The 17,277-nt window shown below is 69.3% G+C and carries 14 protein-coding genes; 8 read left to right on the forward strand and 6 right to left on the reverse strand.

Translation table 11 applies throughout. The features are described from left to right. Window positions 1-109: 109 nt before the first annotated feature. The 7 genes from HUA78_RS23965 to HUA78_RS23995 all read left to right on the forward strand — a co-directional run bounded on the left by HUA78_RS23965 (window position 110) and on the right by HUA78_RS23995 (window position 8,817). A complete protein-coding gene (locus tag HUA78_RS23965) occupies window positions 110-1,147 on the forward strand; it encodes a medium chain dehydrogenase/reductase family protein (RefSeq protein WP_174459408.1) in 1,038 nt (345 codons plus the stop codon). 940 nt (window positions 1,148-2,087) lie between these two features. Continuing rightward, on the forward strand, window positions 2,088-2,771 hold the full coding sequence (locus HUA78_RS23970) for a hypothetical protein (RefSeq protein WP_174477182.1): 684 nt from the start codon (window positions 2,088-2,090) through the stop codon (window positions 2,769-2,771). A 128-nt stretch (window positions 2,772-2,899) separates the two neighbouring features. Continuing rightward, window positions 2,900-3,088, forward strand: coding sequence for a hypothetical protein (locus tag HUA78_RS47740; protein WP_371745648.1), 189 nt, complete (start codon window positions 2,900-2,902; stop codon window positions 3,086-3,088). A 52-nt stretch (window positions 3,089-3,140) separates the two neighbouring features. Next, window positions 3,141-4,661 carry a long-chain fatty acid--CoA ligase gene (locus tag HUA78_RS23980; protein ID WP_174477239.1) on the forward strand — a complete coding sequence of 507 codons (1,521 nt, stop codon included), beginning with the start codon at window positions 3,141-3,143 and terminating at the stop codon, window positions 4,659-4,661. A gap of 224 nt (window positions 4,662-4,885) precedes the next feature. Then, window positions 4,886-6,418 (forward strand): S1 family peptidase, encoded by a 1,533-nt coding sequence (locus HUA78_RS23985; protein ID WP_174477240.1) that lies wholly within the window; start codon window positions 4,886-4,888, stop codon window positions 6,416-6,418. Between the two features lie 285 nt (window positions 6,419-6,703). Beyond that, window positions 6,704-7,432, forward strand: coding sequence for a response regulator transcription factor (locus HUA78_RS23990; RefSeq protein ID WP_174459413.1), 729 nt, complete (start codon window positions 6,704-6,706; stop codon window positions 7,430-7,432). Further along, a complete protein-coding gene (locus tag HUA78_RS23995) occupies window positions 7,429-8,817 on the forward strand; it encodes a HAMP domain-containing sensor histidine kinase (RefSeq protein WP_174477241.1) in 1,389 nt (462 codons plus the stop codon). The genes HUA78_RS23990 and HUA78_RS23995 overlap by 4 nt, the downstream gene beginning before the upstream one ends. A gap of 28 nt (window positions 8,818-8,845) precedes the next feature. Here the strand turns inward: HUA78_RS23995 and HUA78_RS24000 are convergent, their stop codons facing one another. Then, window positions 8,846-9,448 carry a DUF2378 family protein gene (locus tag HUA78_RS24000; RefSeq protein WP_174466217.1) on the reverse strand — a complete coding sequence of 201 codons (603 nt, stop codon included), beginning with the start codon at window positions 9,446-9,448 and terminating at the stop codon, window positions 8,846-8,848. Between the two features lie 105 nt (window positions 9,449-9,553). Then, a complete protein-coding gene (locus tag HUA78_RS24005; protein WP_174466218.1) occupies window positions 9,554-11,194 on the reverse strand; it encodes a methyl-accepting chemotaxis protein in 1,641 nt (546 codons plus the stop codon). A gap of 614 nt (window positions 11,195-11,808) precedes the next feature. Here HUA78_RS24005 and HUA78_RS24010 point away from each other — a divergent pair. After that, window positions 11,809-12,174 carry a helix-turn-helix transcriptional regulator gene (locus HUA78_RS24010; protein ID WP_141642028.1) on the forward strand — a complete coding sequence of 122 codons (366 nt, stop codon included), beginning with the start codon at window positions 11,809-11,811 and terminating at the stop codon, window positions 12,172-12,174. A 48-nt stretch (window positions 12,175-12,222) separates the two neighbouring features. Here the strand turns inward: HUA78_RS24010 and HUA78_RS24015 are convergent, their stop codons facing one another. From HUA78_RS24015 to HUA78_RS24030, 4 genes are read right to left on the reverse strand one after another with little or no spacing between them, the layout of a single operon-like run. Beyond that, window positions 12,223-13,749 carry a response regulator gene (locus tag HUA78_RS24015; protein WP_174466219.1) on the reverse strand — a complete coding sequence of 509 codons (1,527 nt, stop codon included), beginning with the start codon at window positions 13,747-13,749 and terminating at the stop codon, window positions 12,223-12,225. Then, a complete protein-coding gene (locus tag HUA78_RS24020) occupies window positions 13,742-15,787 on the reverse strand; it encodes a hybrid sensor histidine kinase/response regulator (protein WP_174466220.1) in 2,046 nt (681 codons plus the stop codon). Before HUA78_RS24020 ends, HUA78_RS24015 begins: the two co-directional genes overlap by 8 nt. After that, window positions 15,784-16,488 carry a hypothetical protein gene (locus tag HUA78_RS24025; protein ID WP_174460199.1) on the reverse strand — a complete coding sequence of 235 codons (705 nt, stop codon included), beginning with the start codon at window positions 16,486-16,488 and terminating at the stop codon, window positions 15,784-15,786. The genes HUA78_RS24020 and HUA78_RS24025 overlap by 4 nt, the downstream gene beginning before the upstream one ends. A 9-nt stretch (window positions 16,489-16,497) precedes the next feature. Then, a complete protein-coding gene (locus HUA78_RS24030) occupies window positions 16,498-17,157 on the reverse strand; it encodes a B12-binding domain-containing protein (protein ID WP_371745649.1) in 660 nt (219 codons plus the stop codon). Window positions 17,158-17,277: the final 120 nt, after the last annotated feature.

Consider the following 17,277-nt stretch of genomic DNA (forward strand, 5'->3'; position numbering starts at 1 on the left):
AAAGTCATCGGGCGCGAGACACAGTGTAGAGACATCTCGTGCGCGCGTCGCCCGCCACGTGAACGTGCATTCACGTTGTCGCGCTGCGTCGCGTGATACTCACGGGGACATGAGCGCACGCAAGGTCGTCATTCCGAAAGCCGGTGGATATGGGCAGCTCCGACTTGAAAACCTGAATCAGCTTTCACCTGGGCCGGGGGAGGTGGTGGTGGCCACGGAGGCCATCGGGGTGAACTATGCGGACTGCGTCATTCGCATGGGCCTGTACGCCTCCGCGAAGGAGTATGTGGGGTGGCCGATTACCCCCGGCTTCGAATTCGCGGGCACGGTGCAGTCGGTGGGTTCCGGTGTGGAGGACCTGGCGCCCGGGGCGCGGGTGTTCGGGGTGACGCGGTTCGGCGGGTATGCGACGCACGTCGCGGTGCCTCGGCATCAGGTGTTCGCGCTGCCGTCGAAGCTGACGATGGAGCAGGCGGCGGGATTTCCGGCGGTGTTCCTGACGGCGTACTACGCGCTGTTCGAGCTGGCGCATCCGAGGCCGGGGACGAACGTGCTGGTGCACTCGGCGGCGGGCGGGGTGGGCAGCGCGCTGTTGCAGTTGGGGCGCATCGCGGGGTGCCGGATGGTGGGCGTGGTGGGTGGGACGCACAAGGTGGAGGCGGCGCGTGCGTTGGGCGCGGACGTGGTCATCGACAAGAGCCGCGAGGACTTGTGGAAGGCGGCGGAGGCGGCGTCGCCGAAGGGGTACGAGGTGGTGCTGGATGCGAACGGGCCCTCCACGCTGCGCGACAGCTACCGCCATCTGGCGTCACCGGGGAAGCTGGTCATCTACGGGTTTCATTCAATGTTGCCGCGCACGGGTGGGCGACCGAACTACGCGAAGCTGGCGTGGGATTGGATGCGGACACCGCGCTTCGACCCGCTGACCTTGACGAATGACAACACGAGCGTGCTGGCGTTCAACCTGTCGTATCTGTTCGAGCAGCGCTTCGTGCTGGAGGACAGCATGGCGAAGCTGCTGGCGTGGGTGGAGGAGGGGAAGTTGGTGTCGCCGCAGGTGACGAAGTTCCCGTTGGACTCCGTCGCGGAGGCGCACAAGGCGCTGGAGTCCGGGACGACGGTGGGCAAGCTGGTGCTGGTGCCCTGAGCGCGGGTGGGGCTCACGGTGTCGTGCGAGAATCGTGAGCCTTCCGTGAGGATTGTTGGAGCGGTGCTCCTCAGAGTGCCGCCATGTCTTCGCCCTCGGTTCGCAGTGGCACCTCCGCGAGTGGGATGTGGCGGGTCGTCATCTTCTGTCTGGCCATGATGCCCGTGGGATGTGCTCCGCGAGGAAAGGTGGATCAGGCTCGGAGGGGAGAAACATCTGGTTCCACTGAGGTCCCGGTGGAACGTGAAGCGCATTGTGTGCGGGGGCCCGAAGAGCGGTCGCAGTGGCCTGTCCTCATGCCGGCGGGCGCCCTGGCCGTCACCTTCAACTCTGAATTCGAGCCAGACGCCCAAAGTGGCGAGCACGAGAAGTCGTCGCGCTGTATGTGCTCTGAGTTCCTTCATCAACTAGGCGAGAGACCTCTTTGGCCCGCGGCATCAGGGACGGAGGTCTACCGGTTCACCTGGGTGCACTCCTTTCCCAAGCCCGTGAGCGTCCGGGTCGAGCGCTTCGGAGATATCCATCGACTCCAGGTGAGCTGGGAGCGCAGAGAGGCTGATATCCATGCCTCTGGGCCCACGCTCCATCGCACCCGCTTTCTACTGCCCAGCGAGTGGTCCGAGGTTCTGCGCAGGTTGGACGACTTTGGTTTCTGGAAGTACAGGACGCGAAAGACGCGTGGGGAGGTGATTGATCTGGATGCCTCCATCTGGTTGCTCGAAGGTGTCCGGCAAGGGCGCTATCGGGCATATCAGGTGTGGTCACCCAATGACGAAGGAGAGGGCAGGGCTTTTCGCGACGTGTGTCTCTATCTGTTGGACCTCTCTGGCCTGTCTGTTCCTCCCGACGAAATCGGCCGGTCACGTGTTCCGACGGACAGCCCCGATGTGGGTGCCGTGAATTGGACAGTCCCACGGGCCAATGGAAGGCTTTCATCACGATGAAGAAATCGTTGCCTTTGATGACGGGAGTCCTGGGGCTTGTCCTGGGTGCTTGGGGAAGCGCGGTGGTGATGTCCAGCCGTCACAACCAGGCGCCACCTCCGCCCGAACGCGCTTCGGTCGCCCAGGCGGTCGTGGACGACCGTTGCCCGCGAGAGCAGGCACTCGACGGGCGTGTCGCCACGCTCGAGCGTCAGTTGAAGGAGGCCCAGGACGCACGGCGCTCGGCCGAGACGCGCCTTCAGGCTGTCGCGCCTTCGCCCTCACCCGCGCCACCGGCTCCCGCGCCCGTGCCGCCCTCCGAGGACAGTCTCCCATTGCCCTTCCCCGCCAACGCGCCCCCTGCCTTCACGCCCAAGGGCTTCCAGGCCCTCGTGGAGCGCTCCATCCAGGAGTGCGGCCTGAAGATGAAGCTGGAGGCCATGGACTGCTCCGAATACCCCTGCATCGCCTGGACGGACTCCCAACAGGAGCGCATCAACATGGCCGAATGCGCCCCCTGGGCCGAGGCGTTCGGCCACAAGACGTCCGTGGTGGTGCAGAACGTGATCGGCGCGGACGGAGGCACCCGCGCCCTCGTCGGACTGATGGCCGTGCCCGAGGACCCCACGGAGCGACGCGTGGCCTTCCGACGCTCCAGAGAGCGGACGAGCTCCCTGCTGCAGACCTACGTCCAGCCCTGAGCCGTGCCGTCCGGGACCTCGGCGCGAATCCCACGCTCATCGGCGAGTACCGTCTGCCGGGCTGGGCCTCCATCCACAACCTGGAGCTCAAGGGCAACCGTCTCTACATCGCCCACTACCAGCACGGCGTGCGCGTCCTCGACGTGTCCATCCCCAAGAGTCCCCGGGAGATCGCCTACTTCAACACCTGGCGCGCGACGGACCCCCTCCGAGGCACGTCCTCGTGGGACGGAGCCATCGGCATCCGCGTGCCGGGCGACGGCTACGTCTACACCGTCGACGGGGTGCGCGGCCTGCTCATCCTCCCGGAGCTCTGAGGCCTGCCGGGAGCCGGGCACATCTCCCGGCGCTCGGCTAGCGTGCGGGACCATGCCCATCGTCCATGACTGGCTGGCCCGCCGCGCCGCACTGGACCCCGACCACGCCGCCCTCGTCGACTCCACCCGGGGCAGCCGCCGCATCACCTATCGCGAGTGGGACGGCGCCGCCTCGCGCACCGCCGCGTACCTGCACCACGTGCTCGGCGTCCAGCGCGGAGACCGCGTCGCCGTGCTCGCGCACAACTGTGTGGAGACGCTGGACCTCCTCTTCGCCTGCGCGAAGCTGGGCGCCATCCTCCAGCCGCTCAACTGGCGCCTCAGCACCACGGAGCTCGTCGGCATCCTCGCGGACGCGGAGCCCGCTGTCCTCGTGTATGGCCCGGAGTTGCGCGCCCAGGTGGACACCGTGCGCGCCCGCGCGCCCTTCGTGCGCCACTGGCTGGGCCTCGCCGAGCCCGACCCGGCTGAGCGCTCCTTCATCACGGAGCGGGACGCGGCACCTGCCTCCTCGCTCCCCGTGCTGGAGCTGGAGGCCGAGTCGCCGTGGGTGCTCTGCTACACGGGCGGAAGCACCGGCGTACCCAAGGCCGCGGTGCTCACCCATGGCTCCGTGACGGCCAATGCCGTCAACACCGTGGTGAGCTGGGGCTTGACGTCGGACGACGTGGCCGTGCTCAACGCGCCGCTGTTCCACACCGGGGGCCTCAACGTCTTCACGCTGCCGCTGGTGTACGTGGGCGGCGCCTCCGTGGTGTGCAAGGGCTTCGACGTGGAGCAGGTGTTCGAGCTCATCCATCAGCGAGAGGTGAGCCTCGTCTTCGGCGTGCCCACCATGTTCATCGAGATGCAGCGCCACGCGCGCTTCGAATCGGCGGACTTCTCCCGCCTCAAGCTGCTCGTCAGCGGGGGCGCGCCGTGTCCGCTGTCCGTGTTCGAGCGCTTCTTCACCAAGGGCGTGGCCTTCAAGACGGGCTATGGCCTCACGGAAGCGGGCCCCAACAACTTCTGGCTCCCTCCGTCGGACGTGCGCCGCAAGCCGGGCTTCGTCGGGGTGCCGCTCTTCCATGTGGAGGCGCGCATCGAGGACGAGCGACAGCCGGGGGACGTGGGGGAGTTGCTGCTGCGCGGCCCCCACGTGTGCGCCGGCTACTGGCGCCGTCCCGAGGAGACGGCGCGCACCTTCGTCGGAGGCTGGCTGCGCACCGGAGACCTGGCCCTGCGTGACGGGGACGGCTGCTTCCGCATCGTGGGCCGCAGCAAGGACCTCATCATCTCTGGCGGAGAGAACATCTATCCCTCCGAGGTCGAGAGCGTCCTGTCCGGCCATCCCGACGTGGCCGAGGCCGCCGTCATCGGCGTGCCCGACGCGAAGTGGGGCGAGACGCCGCGCGCGCTCGTGGTGCTCCGCGCGGGCGCCTCGCTCACCGCCGAGTCCCTGCTGGCCTTCTGCGATGGCCGGCTGGCCCGCTACAAGATGCCGCGCTCCGTGCGCTTCGTGGAGGCCCTGCCTCGGACCTCCGCCGGCAAGGTGGACCGCCGCGCGCTGGCCTCCGCACACGGCCTGGCCTGAGAGGGATTCATCTTCGTCCATGTATTGGAGAAATGTCCGCGCAGCGGAAATGACTCCGCGCGTCCAATGTGTCGACGACTTTATTCTTCGTCCGACAAAAGTGACGTGATTTTCTAGGAATACTTGAATTGTTTGACTTGGCTCCTGAATCCCGCTTCCGTGGATGCGCGGACCGGCCCGTTCGCCGGTGCGCTTTCCCCGTGTCGAGTCGAAAGGAAGCCCCCATGAACCGAAGACTCCAGGCGCTCTCCACCGCGACGGCGCTGTTCGCTGGTGCCGCCGTCATCCCCATGTCCGCGCTGGCGGCCCCCACCGAGGAGGCTTCGCTCGCGCAGGAGGTGTCTCCCGAGGTGCTCCAGGCGATGCAGCGAGACCTGGGGCTGACGGCCGTGCAGGCGCGTCAGCGGCTGGCCACGGAGGCGCTCGCGGTGCGCACGGAAGCGTCGCTGCGCGGGGAACTGGGCGCGTCTTTCGGTGGCGCGTGGCTGAGCGAGGAGGGGGACCGGCTCATCGTCGGTGTCACCAGCGCCGAGGGTGCCGAGGCCGCGCGCAGGGCGGGCGCGGAGCCGCGCTGGGTGACGCGCACGGAGCGCGAGCTGGACGCGCTGAAGGCCGCGTTGGACAGGGGCGCGGACGTGGCCAGCAAGGACATCCATGGCTGGTACGTGGACGTCATCACCAACAGCGTGGTGGTGCTCGCCAAGGACGCGGCGGTGGTGAACGCCGAGCGCTTCATCGCGGAGAGTGGCGCGGCGGACCGCGCGGTGCGCGTGGAGGTCTCCTCCGAGCAGCCCAGGCCCATGTATGACCTGCGCGGGGGTGACGCCTATTACATCAACGGCAACGTGCGCTGCTCCGTCGGCTTCTCCGTCGCCGGAGGCTTCGTCACCGCGGGCCACTGTGGCGGGGTGAACTCCAGCACGGCCGGCTTCAACGGCGTGGCGCAGGGCACCGTGCGCGGCTCGTCCTTCCCGAACAACGACTATGGCTGGGTCCAGGTCAACGGCTCGTGGGCCTCGCAACCGTGGGTCTACAACTACGCGGGCGGAAACGTCATCGTCTCGGGCTCCGCCGAGGCGGGCATCAACGCGTCCGTGTGTCGCTCCGGCTCCACCACCGGCTGGCGCTGTGGCGTCATCGAGGCGAAGAACGTCACCGTCAACTACAGCGTCGGCCCCGTGTATGGCCTCACGCGGAGCAACGCGTGCGCGGAGGGTGGCGACTCGGGCGGCTCGTGGATGTCGGGCAACCAGGCGCAGGGCGTGACGTCCGGCGGCGTGGGCAACTGCTCCACCGGCGGCACCATGTACTACCAGCCGGTGAACGAGATTCTCTCCGTCTACGGCCTGTCGCTCACGACCAACGGCGGTGGCGGCGGGGGGCGCGCCATCGTCGGGCTCAACGGCCGGTGCATCGACGTGGACCACTCCAACACCGCCAATGGCACGCCCATCCAGCTCTGGGATTGCAACGGCAGCGCCGCGCAGAGCTGGACGTTCCACGGCGACGGCACGCTGCGCGCCTTCGGCAAGTGCATGGACGTCACCTGGGGCTCCACGGCGAACGGCGCGCTCATCCAGCTCCACGACTGCAACGGCAACGCGGCCCAACAGTTCGTGCTCAGCGGCGCGGGGGACCTGGTCAACCCGCAGGCCAACAAGTGCATCGACGTGAAGGACTGGAACCCCAACAACGGCGCGCGGCTGCAAATCTGGGAGTGCGCCGGCACCGCGAACCAGAAGTGGACCCTGCGCTGAGGTCAGGCGCCTGCCTCGCGGGGTGAGGGGACCCGACGGGGCTCCGCCCGGCTGTCCGGTGGCCGGGCGGGCCCTGTTGCTCGCTGTAACAAACCGTCATGCGAGGGACGCATCCCGGACACATCCCGGTGCCACCTTCACGGTGTGGCCCGGGAGCATGATTGCCCTCGGTGGACCCGGCCGGAGTCCCATGGGGCGCCAGACTCCTCCCTGCTTGCTCCTGGGCCACGGCTCCGCTGTTACTTTCCGTCTGGAAGGTCCGCGGAAGGCAGGAGGAGCACGCGCATGGAGCAGCTCAATCGTCCCCACCTGGAGGAAGCCACCATCCAGGTCCTGCTCGTCGAAGATGACGAGCGACTGGCCCGGCTCACCGCCCGCTACCTCCAGGAGCATGGTGTCGTCGTCACCCTGGCCCACACGGGCAACGACGCGCTGGTGGAGTCCAGTCGCCATGTGTTCGACGTCGTCTTGTTGGACCTGATGCTGCCCGGACGGGACGGGCTGGAGGTCTGCCGGGATTTGAGGGGCCGCACCGACGTGCCCATCATCATGGTCACCGCGCGCGGAGAGGAGGCGGACCGCGTGCTCGGCCTGGAGACGGGCGCGGATGACTATCTGCCCAAGCCCTACTCGTCGCGTGAGCTGCTCGCCCGCATTCGCGCCCAGGTGCGTCGGGCCCGGGGCAAGGCGGGTCCCTCCACGCAGCCCGTGCAGGCGGGGCGACTGCTGCTGGACCCTCGCAGCCTCCGCGCGACGCTGGATGGACGGCCGTTGCAGCTCACGACGTACGAGTTCAGCCTGCTGCGCGTACTGGCCGAGCGCGCGGGCCGCGTCCTCAGTCGTGAGCAGCTGCTCGACCTGGTGAAGGGCAGCGCGGACGAGGTGTTCGACCGCTCCGTGGACGTGCACATCTTCCGGCTCCGTCAGAAGCTGGAGGTGGACCCGCGCAATCCCCTGTTGCTGAAGACGGTGCGCGGCGCCGGCTACATGCTCGCCACCGGAGAGGAAACGTGAGTCGTCTGCGGACGCCTGGCCGGCTGCTGCTTCGCATCTATCTGGTGGGAATCGCCCAGCTGGTGCTGGTCGTCGCCACCCTCTATGTCGCCCGCTTCTTCATCCTCGACAAGCCGCTGCGGCACGGCTTCGCGCGCAATGCCGCGTACAACATCCGGGAGTGGGAGGAGCTGCTGGGAGACCCTGTGGCCCTCCAGGCGTCGCTGGACCGCGCCGCGCGGCTGCTCGAGGCCCGGGTGACGCTGAGAGATGTGTCCGGGCGGCTCATCGCCACGAACTCCGCGGCACCGTCCCCCGCCCTGGGGCCCGCGGAGCTGGAGCAGCTGGCCGCGCGCGGTCAGCGGTTCTCGGGAGGGCCTCCTCCGCACTCGCTCACGTTGCCCATTCCCGAGGAAGGGCCGGTGGAGGCCTACGCCACCATCATCACCCGTCCCCCCGAGCCTCCTCCGGGCAACACCGCGCTCGTGCTCGGCGCGGTGCTGCTGTGTACGGCCATCACCTCGCTGGCCTTCGCTCGCACCCTGGCCGGTCCGCTCCAGCGACTGGCGGAGGTGGCGCGCGCGCTGGGCGAGGGGAAGCTGGACACGCGCACGGGCATCCGCCGGCGTGACGAATTGGGACAGGTGGCGGAGGCCTTCGACGAGATGGCGGGGCGAATCACGAATCTCTTGCGCTCGCAGAAGGAGCTGCTGGCCAACGTGTCGCACGAGCTGCGCACGCCGCTGGCGCGCATCCGCGTGGCGTTGGACCTGGCGGAAGAGGGTGACGCGGCCACCGCGCGGGAGATGCTGACGGACATCACCGGAGACCTGTCGGAGCTGGAGCGGTTGGTGGACGACGTGCTCACCACCGCGAAGCTGGACCTGGCCTCGGAGGGCGCGAGCACGGGGACTCCGCATCTGCGGCCCGAGCAGGTGGAGATTCAAGGACTGGTGGAGAAGGCGGCCTCTCGCTTCCGCTCCGCGCGTCCGGAGCGCGTGTTGGAGGTGAGCGTCGATGGCACGATGCCCACGCTGGAGGCGGACCCCGTGTTGCTGCGGCGCGCGCTGGACAACCTGCTCGACAACGCGGGCAAGTACTCCGAGTCTCCGACGCCGGTGCGCCTGCGCGCCCAGGCGGACACGTTGGGGGCGCTGTCGTTGGAGGTCTGCGACGAGGGCATCGGCATCGAGCCGGAGGACCTGTCCCGCGTAGGCACGCCGTTCTTCCGCACGGACCGCAGCCGCGCGCGCCGTACGGGAGGCGTGGGCATGGGCCTGGCGCTGGCCCGCCGCATCGTCGATGCGCATGGCGGGACGTTGACGCTGGAGAGCCAGCCGGGCGTGGGCACCACGGCCCGCATCCTGCTACCCGTCCCGTATGCCGAGTCGCGCATCGAGGGGTAGCGCGCCTCCTCCCGCGCGGCGGCCATGACTAGAGGCCGACGTGAAACGTCGTCACTGCCTGGGTCTCGTCGTGCTTCAAGAGGGTCACCCGGGCCGTGGGCGCGCCGCTGTGCTGGAACGCGAAGGTGAGCAGCCCGCGCATGAAGTGCGGCGGGTCCGCCTGCCGGCGGGGATGATCCAGGAACTCCCGCACCGGATACAGGCTCAGCTCCCAGCCGCCGTCATCGCCCCGAGGCGTCACCGAGACGTCGAGGAAGTTGTTGATGGAGCGCAGGTTGCGCGCCATGCGCAGCAACATCTTCTCCGGGCCCACCACCTGGGCGAAGTCCACGAGCGCCGTGCCCATGCGCGCCTGGATGAACCGCTCAGCGAAGCGCAGGCCCAGCGCGTACTCCGCCGTCTCTCGGTCCGTGTGGGGCGGGCTGCTCGCCGCCGCCAGCAGTTGGATGGCCTTGGGCCATACCGCGCACGGGTAGGCGGTGTGCAGGGGGCGGTGCGCGAAGAGGCCCTGTCGCTCCAGCGCCTTCAAGGTGAGCGGTGTCAGGGGCGCCGCCGTCGACAGCAGCGTCTCCAGCGCGTATCCGAACACCACGGGCTCGCGCCCGGGGGCCCGCGTCAATGCCAGCGCCATGTGTCCTACCTCCGAATGAGGGGACGGCGAGAAGCCGCGTCCCCGTGAGGAGGTGGAGACTGCCCCCCGCCGCTGTCCTGGGCGTTGCGCGGGTGTGAAGAAAGGTTAACGAGGCCCGGGCGTGGTGAAACGCGCGGCGAGCTCCTGCAGCCGCGAGGCCCTGGCCCGCAGGTCCTCCACCGAGCGGGCGATCTGCTCCACGCCCGACACGGACTCCGCCGAGCGCACCGAGAGCGCCTGGATGCGCCCCGCGATGGACTCACCCGACGCGGACTGGCGCGCGTTCTGCTCCGCCATCGTCTCCACGCGCTCGCCCAGCTCCTTCACCCCGGACAACAGCCGCGCCAGCGCCTCGCCCGCGGCCGAGGACAGGCCCATGCCCTCGTTCACCTTCGACGTGCCCTTGCGCATCAACTCCGCGGCCGCCGCCGTGTCCGCTTCGTTCTTCGTCAGCAGCACGCGCACCTGGCTGGCGGCCTCGTGTGTGCGCTCCGCCAGCTTGCGCACCTCGCCCGCCACCACGGAGAAGCCCTTGCCGTGCTGCCCCGCGCGCACGGCTTCTATCGCCGTGTTCACCGCCAGCATCCGCGTCTCGTCCGCCACCGCCTGGATGAGCTGGAGCATCCGCTCCGTGGCCCGGCCAGACGCCTGGAGCTGCTCCACCGTGCGTGACGAGCGCTCCACCACGTCGACGATTTCCACCATCTTCCGCGACGCCTGGTCCACCGCCACGCCGCCCGCGCGCGCCACCTGCCCGTGGCCCGCCGCCGCTTCCGCCGCGTCTCGCGCCGCCGCCGCGCCCCGCGAGACATGCAGGCTCATGTCCTGCACCGACTCGGCCGCGCGCTGGAGCGACTCCGACTGCTCGCGCGTCGTGCGCGACAGGCCGTCCGTGGAGACGCGGATGCGCTCGGCGTCCGCCGCCGTGGCGCCCGCCGCCTCCACCAGCGCATCCACCACTTCGCGCAGGCCCGTCACCATGCCGTTGAAGGCCAGGGTGAGTTCGCCCACCTCGTCCGCGGTGCGCACCTCCACCCGCACGGACAAGTCGCCCTTTGCCACCTGGCGTGCCGCCGCCGCGAGCGCGCGCACCGGCCGCACCACCCGCCGCGACACATAGGCGCCCGCCAGCACCGCCAGCACCAGCGCGCCGCCCACCGCGACGAGGATGCGCTGTCGCACCGCCGCGACCTCCCGGTCGATGTCCTCCACGTACACGCCCGTGCCGAGCACCCAGCCCCACGGCTCGAAGAGCTTCACGTAGCTCTCCTTGGGGATGGGCTCCGGCGAGCCCGGCCGCGTCGCCTCGTAGCCCAGCGAGCCTTCGCCGTGCGCGCGCACCAGGGTGACGATGTCGATGAACACCGGCCGCCCGCGCACGTCGCGGTAGCCCTTCATGTCCTTGCCCACCATCGTCGGCAGGTGCGGATGCATGATCAGCCGCGTCTCCAGGTCGTTCACCCAGAAGTACTCCACGCTCGAGTAGCGCAGGGACTGGAGCAGGGCGGAGGCCTGCTGTTGCGCCGCTTCGCGCGTCAGCGCTCCGGAGCGCTCGCGCGCCTCGTACTCCCGCAGGACTCCGTAGGCCGTCTCCACCGCCTGCCGCAGCCCGCGAACCCGGTCCGCGTGGAGCTGCGCGCGAAGCTGCGGCAGCACATAGCCCAGGATGGCGACGAGCAGCGGCAGGGCCACCACGCCCATCGCCACGCAGAGCTTCACCAGCAGGTTGCGCCGTCCGAGCGCCATCGCCGCCGCAGCCTAGTCCCCCCGCCCCCGGCGCGCGCGACTCCCAAGGTCGTCCTCCGCTCGAATGCCACCGGTTGTCGCAGGTCCTGCCTCCCGCTGCGTACCCCGCGTGCGGCAGGGCGAGCTCAAGAGGCGCGCGGTCCGTCGTCCTCCATGCCCGCTCGCGGATGGCCTCGGGCACTCATCGAACGGACCCGACATGCGCCCGCGAAGCCACTCCCACGTCGCCGACGCGCGAGCCCGATATGCCACGCTCGACGTGGCGGGCGCACCCTCGCGGACTCATGACGTGGCGATGCTCCGGACTGGGGATACAACCTTGGGGGGAGGCCCTCGCGGCAGGACTCTCCGGCACCGTAGGAAAATTGCCGCCCGACGTCACAGGTCGTCCGAAAAGGGGGCCTCTCCCTCTGTATTCAGGGGGCCGGGGTGCCCCTGGAAGACCGGTCTTCCGTCGAGGAAAAGGGGCGGGTATGGAGGCACTCCGAACCCCGAAAGTCTCCCTCTGGGACGGTAACCCGCTGGGTGAACAACCTGAGGCTGACCCGACAAGTTCTGTCTGTCTGCCTCTATACGTCCTATGCCAGCGGCCAAACGTTTCGGGTCGGTAAGGCATGGACAAGAAACTGGCAACCACCATCGGAGCGGCTGCGCGAGTCGCGCGGAACCGGCTGGAGCTCACACAAGCTGACGTGGCCGAACGCATCGACGTGGCCACCGAGGTTTATGGGCGTCTGGAGCGCGGCGGCATGCTTCCCAGCGTGCAGACGCTGCTGAAGCTGTGTCACGAGCTTCATGTCTCCGCGGACGAGCTGCTGGGGCTCGTCTCGCACGGCACCGCGTCCGCGCGCACCAGCGAGCCGTCGTCAGCACCTCCCGAGCGACCGGAAGTCCGTCGCTTGCTTCGCACCGTGCGTCAGCTCGAAGCCCCCCACGTGAAGCTGCTGGGGCTGGTGGCCAACGCCCTGGGCCGGCGCTAGCGCGCCGCCCATTTCAGGGCGCCGGCCCGCGCCCACCTCCCGCCTCACTCACAGACTCGACAACAGGCGATCCAACTCGTCCGGCTTCACGGGCTTGACGATGTGCAGGTCGAAGCCCGCCTTGAGCGCCCGGTCGTGTCCCTCTGGCCCGCCGTAGCCCGTAATCGCGACGAGGCGGATGTCGCGGCCCACGCGCGAGCGCAGCTCCTGAGCCACCCGGTAGCCGTCCAGCCCTGGCAGGCCAATGTCCACCAGCGCCAGCTCCGGCCGCCGTTGCACCGCCAGCTCCACGCCCCGCAAGCCGTCCGGTGCCTCTTCCACCTGGTGGCCCCACAGCTCCAACAGCTCCCGCATGGCCTGACGCGCGTCCGGGTTGTCCTCCACCAGCAGGATGTGCCGCCCCGCGCGCGTGCGCCGGGGGAGCGGCGCGGGCGCTGTCTCCTCCATGAAGTGCAGGAGCGGCAGCCTCACCTCGAACTCGGAGCCCTTGCCGGTGCCGTGGCTGCGCGCGGTGACCTGACCTCCGTGCAACTGCACCAACTGGCGCACCAGCGTCAGGCCGATGCCCAGGCCCCCGCGCGTGCGCTCCAGGGACGTGTCCGCCTGGGCGAACAGGTCGAAGATGCGGGGCAGCACGTCCTGGGGGATGCCGATGCCCGTGTCGCGCACGCGCACCACCGCCTGCGCGCTCCCATTCACGCCCTCGTGCTCCACGCGCAGGGTGATGTGGCCGGTGTCGGTGTACTTGGCGGCGTTGTCCAGGAGGTTGGTGAAGATCTGCTCCAGCCGCGTGGCGTCGCCCGTCAGCCACAGCGGACTGTCCGGCAGCGACACCTCCAGCCCCAGGCCGCGTGCCTCGGTGCCGGGGCGGATGACCTGGATGACCTGGAGCAGCACCGCGCGCAAATCCAACCGGCCCGTGCGCAGCTCCACCTTGCCGCGCGTAATCCGGCTCACGTCCAGCAAGTCATCCACCAGGCGCGCCAGGTGGTGCGTCTGCCGGTGGATGATGCCGCGCATCCGCGCTTCCTTGAGGTTGTCGGTCGGGTTGCGCTCCAGGATGCCGATGGACGTCATGATGGCGGCCAGGGGATTGCGCAGCTCGTGCGCCAGCATGGCGAGGAACTCGTCCTTGCGCCGGTCCATCTCCGCCAGCTCGTTGGCGCGCCTGCGGGCCGCCTGCTCCGCGTGACGCAGCCGCTGGAGCGAGCGCACCGTGGCGACCAGCTCCGAGGCGTCGAAGGGCTGGGTGAGGTATGCGTCCGCGCCGGCGTCCAGGCCCCGCGCCTTCTTGTCGGAGGTGACGAAGGTGGCGGACGTGTGCATCACCGCGATGGACGCGGTGTCCGGGTTGGCGCGCAGCCTCGCGCAGACCTCGTAGCCACTGATGTCCGGCAGCTTCACGTCGAGGACGATGACGTCCGGCCGGTGCTGCTCGGCCATGAGCAGCGCGGCCATGCCGGTGGCGGCCTCCAGCACGGTGTAGCCCGCCATCTCCAGGATGCGGTTGACCAGGTAGCGGTTGGCGTCGTCGTCGTTGACGTTGAGGACGGTGGCCAGTCGAGGTTCAACCACGTCTTCCCTCCTGTGGCGTGTGGGAACCCAGACCCGCCTTGGCCAGGGCGTCGCGGATGCGGCTGATGGCCACCTCGCGACTGAGCGTGTGCTTGGAGAGGATGGCGGACGTCTCGTTCGCCAGTCGGGCGCGCTCGTCCTCGCGCAGCTCGTGCGAGGTGTGGAGGATGATGGGAATCTCGCGCGTGCGTGGATCCGCCTTCAGCGCGTCCAGCACGTCGAAGGCGGTGATGTCCGGCAGGATGAAGTCCAGGAAGATGAGCTGCGGCACCTGCTCGCGCGCCAGCCGGACACCGTCGACGCCGCCCGCGGCCTCCAGCAGCGCGTAGGGCATGTCCTTGAGCAGCTGCTTGAGCAGGTAGCGGTGCACGTCGTCGTCGTCGATGATGAGGATGCGCTCCACCGGCCCGCTGCGCGCCAGCTCCTGGAGCTTTCGCTGCAGGCGGCCCTCGTCCACCGGCTTGAGCCAGAACTCGTCTGCGCCCAGCGCGCGCGCCTTCTGCTCGCGGTCCGTCACCGTGACGACGAGGATGGGGATGTCCCGCGTGGCCTCGCCGTTCTTCATCTCCGCGAGGAAGTTCCAGCTCGTCTCGCCCTCCAACATGACGTCCAGCACCATGGCGGCGGGACGCACGCGCTGGAGCACCCGGCGCGCCTCGTCCGTGCTGCGCACCGGCAGCACCTGGAAGCCCGAGCGCGCCAGGTACTTCTCGTAGAGGAACAGCGTCTGCCGGTCGTCCTCCAGCACCAGCACCGGCGCGCGGCCCGGCTCCAGGTGCTGGCTGCGCTCGGCCAGCCCCGCCATCTCCGAGACCTCCATGTGGACGCGGGGAATGGTGACGGTGAACGTGGAGCCCGCGCCCGGCTGGCTCTGGAGGGTGAGCGTTCCGCCCAACAGCTCCACCAGCCGGCGCGCCAGCGGCAGGCCCAGGCCCGTGCCCTTCACCTTGCGCTGGATGTGGCTGTCTATCTGCGTGAACTCCTCGAAGACGCGCTCGTGGTTCTCCGGAGCGATGCCGATGCCCGTGTCGCGCACGGTGAAGATGACCGTGTCTCGTGGACCCGGGGCCGCGGACACGGTGACGTGGCCGGACTCGGTGAACTTCACCGCGTTGGACACCAGGTTGCGCAGCACCTGGCTCAGCCGCGTCTCGTCCGTCTCCAGCTCCAGCGGCTCGGCCGGCTCCACCAGGCGCAGCTCCACGGGGGCGTCGGCGGGCACCAGCGGACGCATCATTCCGCGCAGCGCGCCGAGCAGGTCGCGCACCACGAAGTGGCTGTGGCGCAGCGTGGCCTTGCCCGCCTCCACCTTGGACAAATCCAACAGGTCGTTGACCAGCTCGAAGAGCGACTCGGCGGAGTTGCGGATGAAGGTGACCTGCTTCTCCTGCTCGGAGGACAGCGGGCCGTTGATGGGATTGAGCAGGACCTTGGACAGGCCGAGGATGGAGTGCAGCGGCGTGCGGAACTCGTGGCTGACGTTGGCGACGACGCGGTTCTTGATTTCGGCCGCGCGGTGCAGCCCCTCCGCCTTCTCGTCCAGCGCGGCGTGCAGGCTGCGCATGCCCCGGTTGGATTCGCTCAGCTCCTGGTTGAGCCGTGCCAGTTCGTCCGCGCGGCGCTTGAGTTCGCGGCGCTGCCCCTCCGTCTCGCGGTGCAGAGCGGACAGCTCGCTCATCGAGGAGCTGATCTGCTCCAGCGCGTGGCCGTAGTCCTCCGGCACCAGGCTGCCCACCAGCAGCACCCCGCCGTCGTGTGGGCGCGCGCGGAAGGCGAACGTGCAAGGCACGTCGTCGCGACAGAGGATGAGCTCCCAGCCGTCCACGCGCTCGTCGCGGGCCTGCACCAGCAGCTTGTCGACCTTGTCCTCGGTGCCCTGGGCGGCGAGCGCCCGCAGCGCCTTGCCGGGCTTCGCGTCGAGCACGTCCCGCGCGCGGGCATCCACCCAGGTGAGCGTCCCCTGCGCGTCACACACCAGGGCGACCTCGCGGCTCAGGTCGTCGAAGGTGGGGCGGTCCTCGGGCGTGGCGCCGCTCATGAGCGCGTCTCGTCCCAGGAGACACCGGCGGTGGCGAGCAGCGCCCGGGCCTGGGGATGCCGGCCCCCGAGGACCAGCTTCAGCATCCCGAGCACGGAGGGAAACGCCAGCAGGCCGAAGCCACGCCGAGGCCAGAAGCCCAGGTACCAGCGCACGTGGTCCGCCATCAACGCGGGCTTGCCGGCGTCGAGTGCGTCCGCGAGATATGACAGCTGGAGTCGCAGTTCATCCTCCAAACGAGGCCGGTCCTCCGGCGTGAGGTAGAGGGCCAGGCGTGCAGTGGCGGCTCGGGACAGCTCCGAGGCGTCATCTTGCAGCGCACGCGAGGGCCCTTCCGGATAGCGCAGGGCTTCCCGGGCGGCGCGTACATGCTCGTACGGCTCGGTGCCGGGGCCCCAACCCTCGGCCTCCAACGCGGTGGCCAGCCCGGCGAAATTCAGGTCGAGGTGGAGGGTGGCCATTCCTCTCGACACCAGCAAGGTGCGAAGCCACCGCGCATAGCCCTCCATGACGGAGGGACGGTGCTCGTCGAGGGATTGCACAAGGTAGCGCACATGGAAGCGGGCATCCTCGTCGCCGAAGCGGCGGGCCCGCTCGGCGCCGTAGCGCGCCTCCCAGAAGGGGTCCTGATACATCGCCTCGACGGAGGCGTGTGCGAGGGCATCGGCGCGCGCTTCGACCAGGCGGCTCGGTGTCTCCATGTGGGTTCCTCAAACTCCCAGGGTGCGGCAGGCGGCGGAGACCAGCTCACGCGCGTCCTTGCCGTGAAAGCTCACGTCCAGTTCCTTCTCCAGCCCCTGTGCCCAGCGGAACGCATGCCCGCCCACGGCGATGGGCACGTCGGGCAGGGCTTCGCGCGCGTGCTCCACCGCTCGGCGCAGGGCCGGCAGGTGGTAGGACATGGTCACGGAGAGCGCGAGCAGGTCGGGCCTCACCTCGCGCAGCATGCGCGCCAGGTGCTCGGGCGGCACGTTGGCCCCCAGGAAGCGCACCTCGAAGCCCGCCATCTCCAGGAAGTCGCTGGCCATGCGCGCGCCCATCTCGTGCAGCTCGCCCTCCACGCAGGACATCATGACGAGCTTGCCGTTGGGCGGGTCCCTGGGGAGGTGGCGGTAGAGGTGCGCGAGCGCGAGCTGGGAGATGGCGGTGGCCAGGTGCTCCTGCGCGACGGAGATGACGTTCTCCTGCCACAGCCGGCCAATCTCGTACTGGGCCTGCTGGATGACGTCCAGGTGCAGCACCTGGAGCGGGACGCCCACGAGCAGCCCCTCATCCACGAGCAGGCGCAGGGCTTCCCTCCGGTTGCCAGCGAGCTGGGCGGTCAAATACCGCGCCCGAAGGTGGGAAAGGGTGTCTTCGGTCTCAATCACGGATGTCACGAGCTCGGAGGGAGGTCGAGTACCGGAAAGTAGTGACGGGGTCGCGTTTCGTTACAGTCGAGTACAGCGGAGCCTGGGTGTTTTCATCGACAACCCGACACTCGAAGGGGG

The sequence above is a fragment of the Myxococcus sp. CA033 genome, assembly GCF_013336625.1.
GTDB lineage: Bacteria > Myxococcota > Myxococcia > Myxococcales > Myxococcaceae > Myxococcus > Myxococcus llanfairpwllgwyngyllgogerychwyrndrobwllllantysiliogogogochensis.

Excerpts from the sequence above, each read along its gene's own strand:
- HUA78_RS23965 (WP_174459408.1), top strand. The coding sequence starts at position 110 with ATGAGCGCACGCAAGGTCGTCATTCCGAAAGCCGGTGGATATGGGCAG.
- HUA78_RS24010 (WP_141642028.1), top strand. The coding sequence starts at position 11,809 with ATGGACAAGAAACTGGCAACCACCATCGGAGCGGCTGCGCGAGTCGCG.
- HUA78_RS23990 (WP_174459413.1), top strand. The coding sequence starts at position 6,704 with ATGGAGCAGCTCAATCGTCCCCACCTGGAGGAAGCCACCATCCAGGTC.
- HUA78_RS23970 (WP_174477182.1), top strand. The coding sequence starts at position 2,088 with ATGAAGAAATCGTTGCCTTTGATGACGGGAGTCCTGGGGCTTGTCCTG.
- HUA78_RS24000 (WP_174466217.1), bottom strand. The coding sequence starts at position 9,448 with ATGGCGCTGGCATTGACGCGGGCCCCCGGGCGCGAGCCCGTGGTGTTC.
- HUA78_RS24005 (WP_174466218.1), bottom strand. The coding sequence starts at position 11,194 with ATGGCGCTCGGACGGCGCAACCTGCTGGTGAAGCTCTGCGTGGCGATG.
- HUA78_RS24020 (WP_174466220.1), bottom strand. The coding sequence starts at position 15,787 with ATGAGCGGCGCCACGCCCGAGGACCGCCCCACCTTCGACGACCTGAGC.
- HUA78_RS23985 (WP_174477240.1), top strand. The coding sequence starts at position 4,886 with ATGAACCGAAGACTCCAGGCGCTCTCCACCGCGACGGCGCTGTTCGCT.
- HUA78_RS24025 (WP_174460199.1), bottom strand. The coding sequence starts at position 16,488 with ATGGAGACACCGAGCCGCCTGGTCGAAGCGCGCGCCGATGCCCTCGCA.
- HUA78_RS23980 (WP_174477239.1), top strand. The coding sequence starts at position 3,141 with ATGCCCATCGTCCATGACTGGCTGGCCCGCCGCGCCGCACTGGACCCC.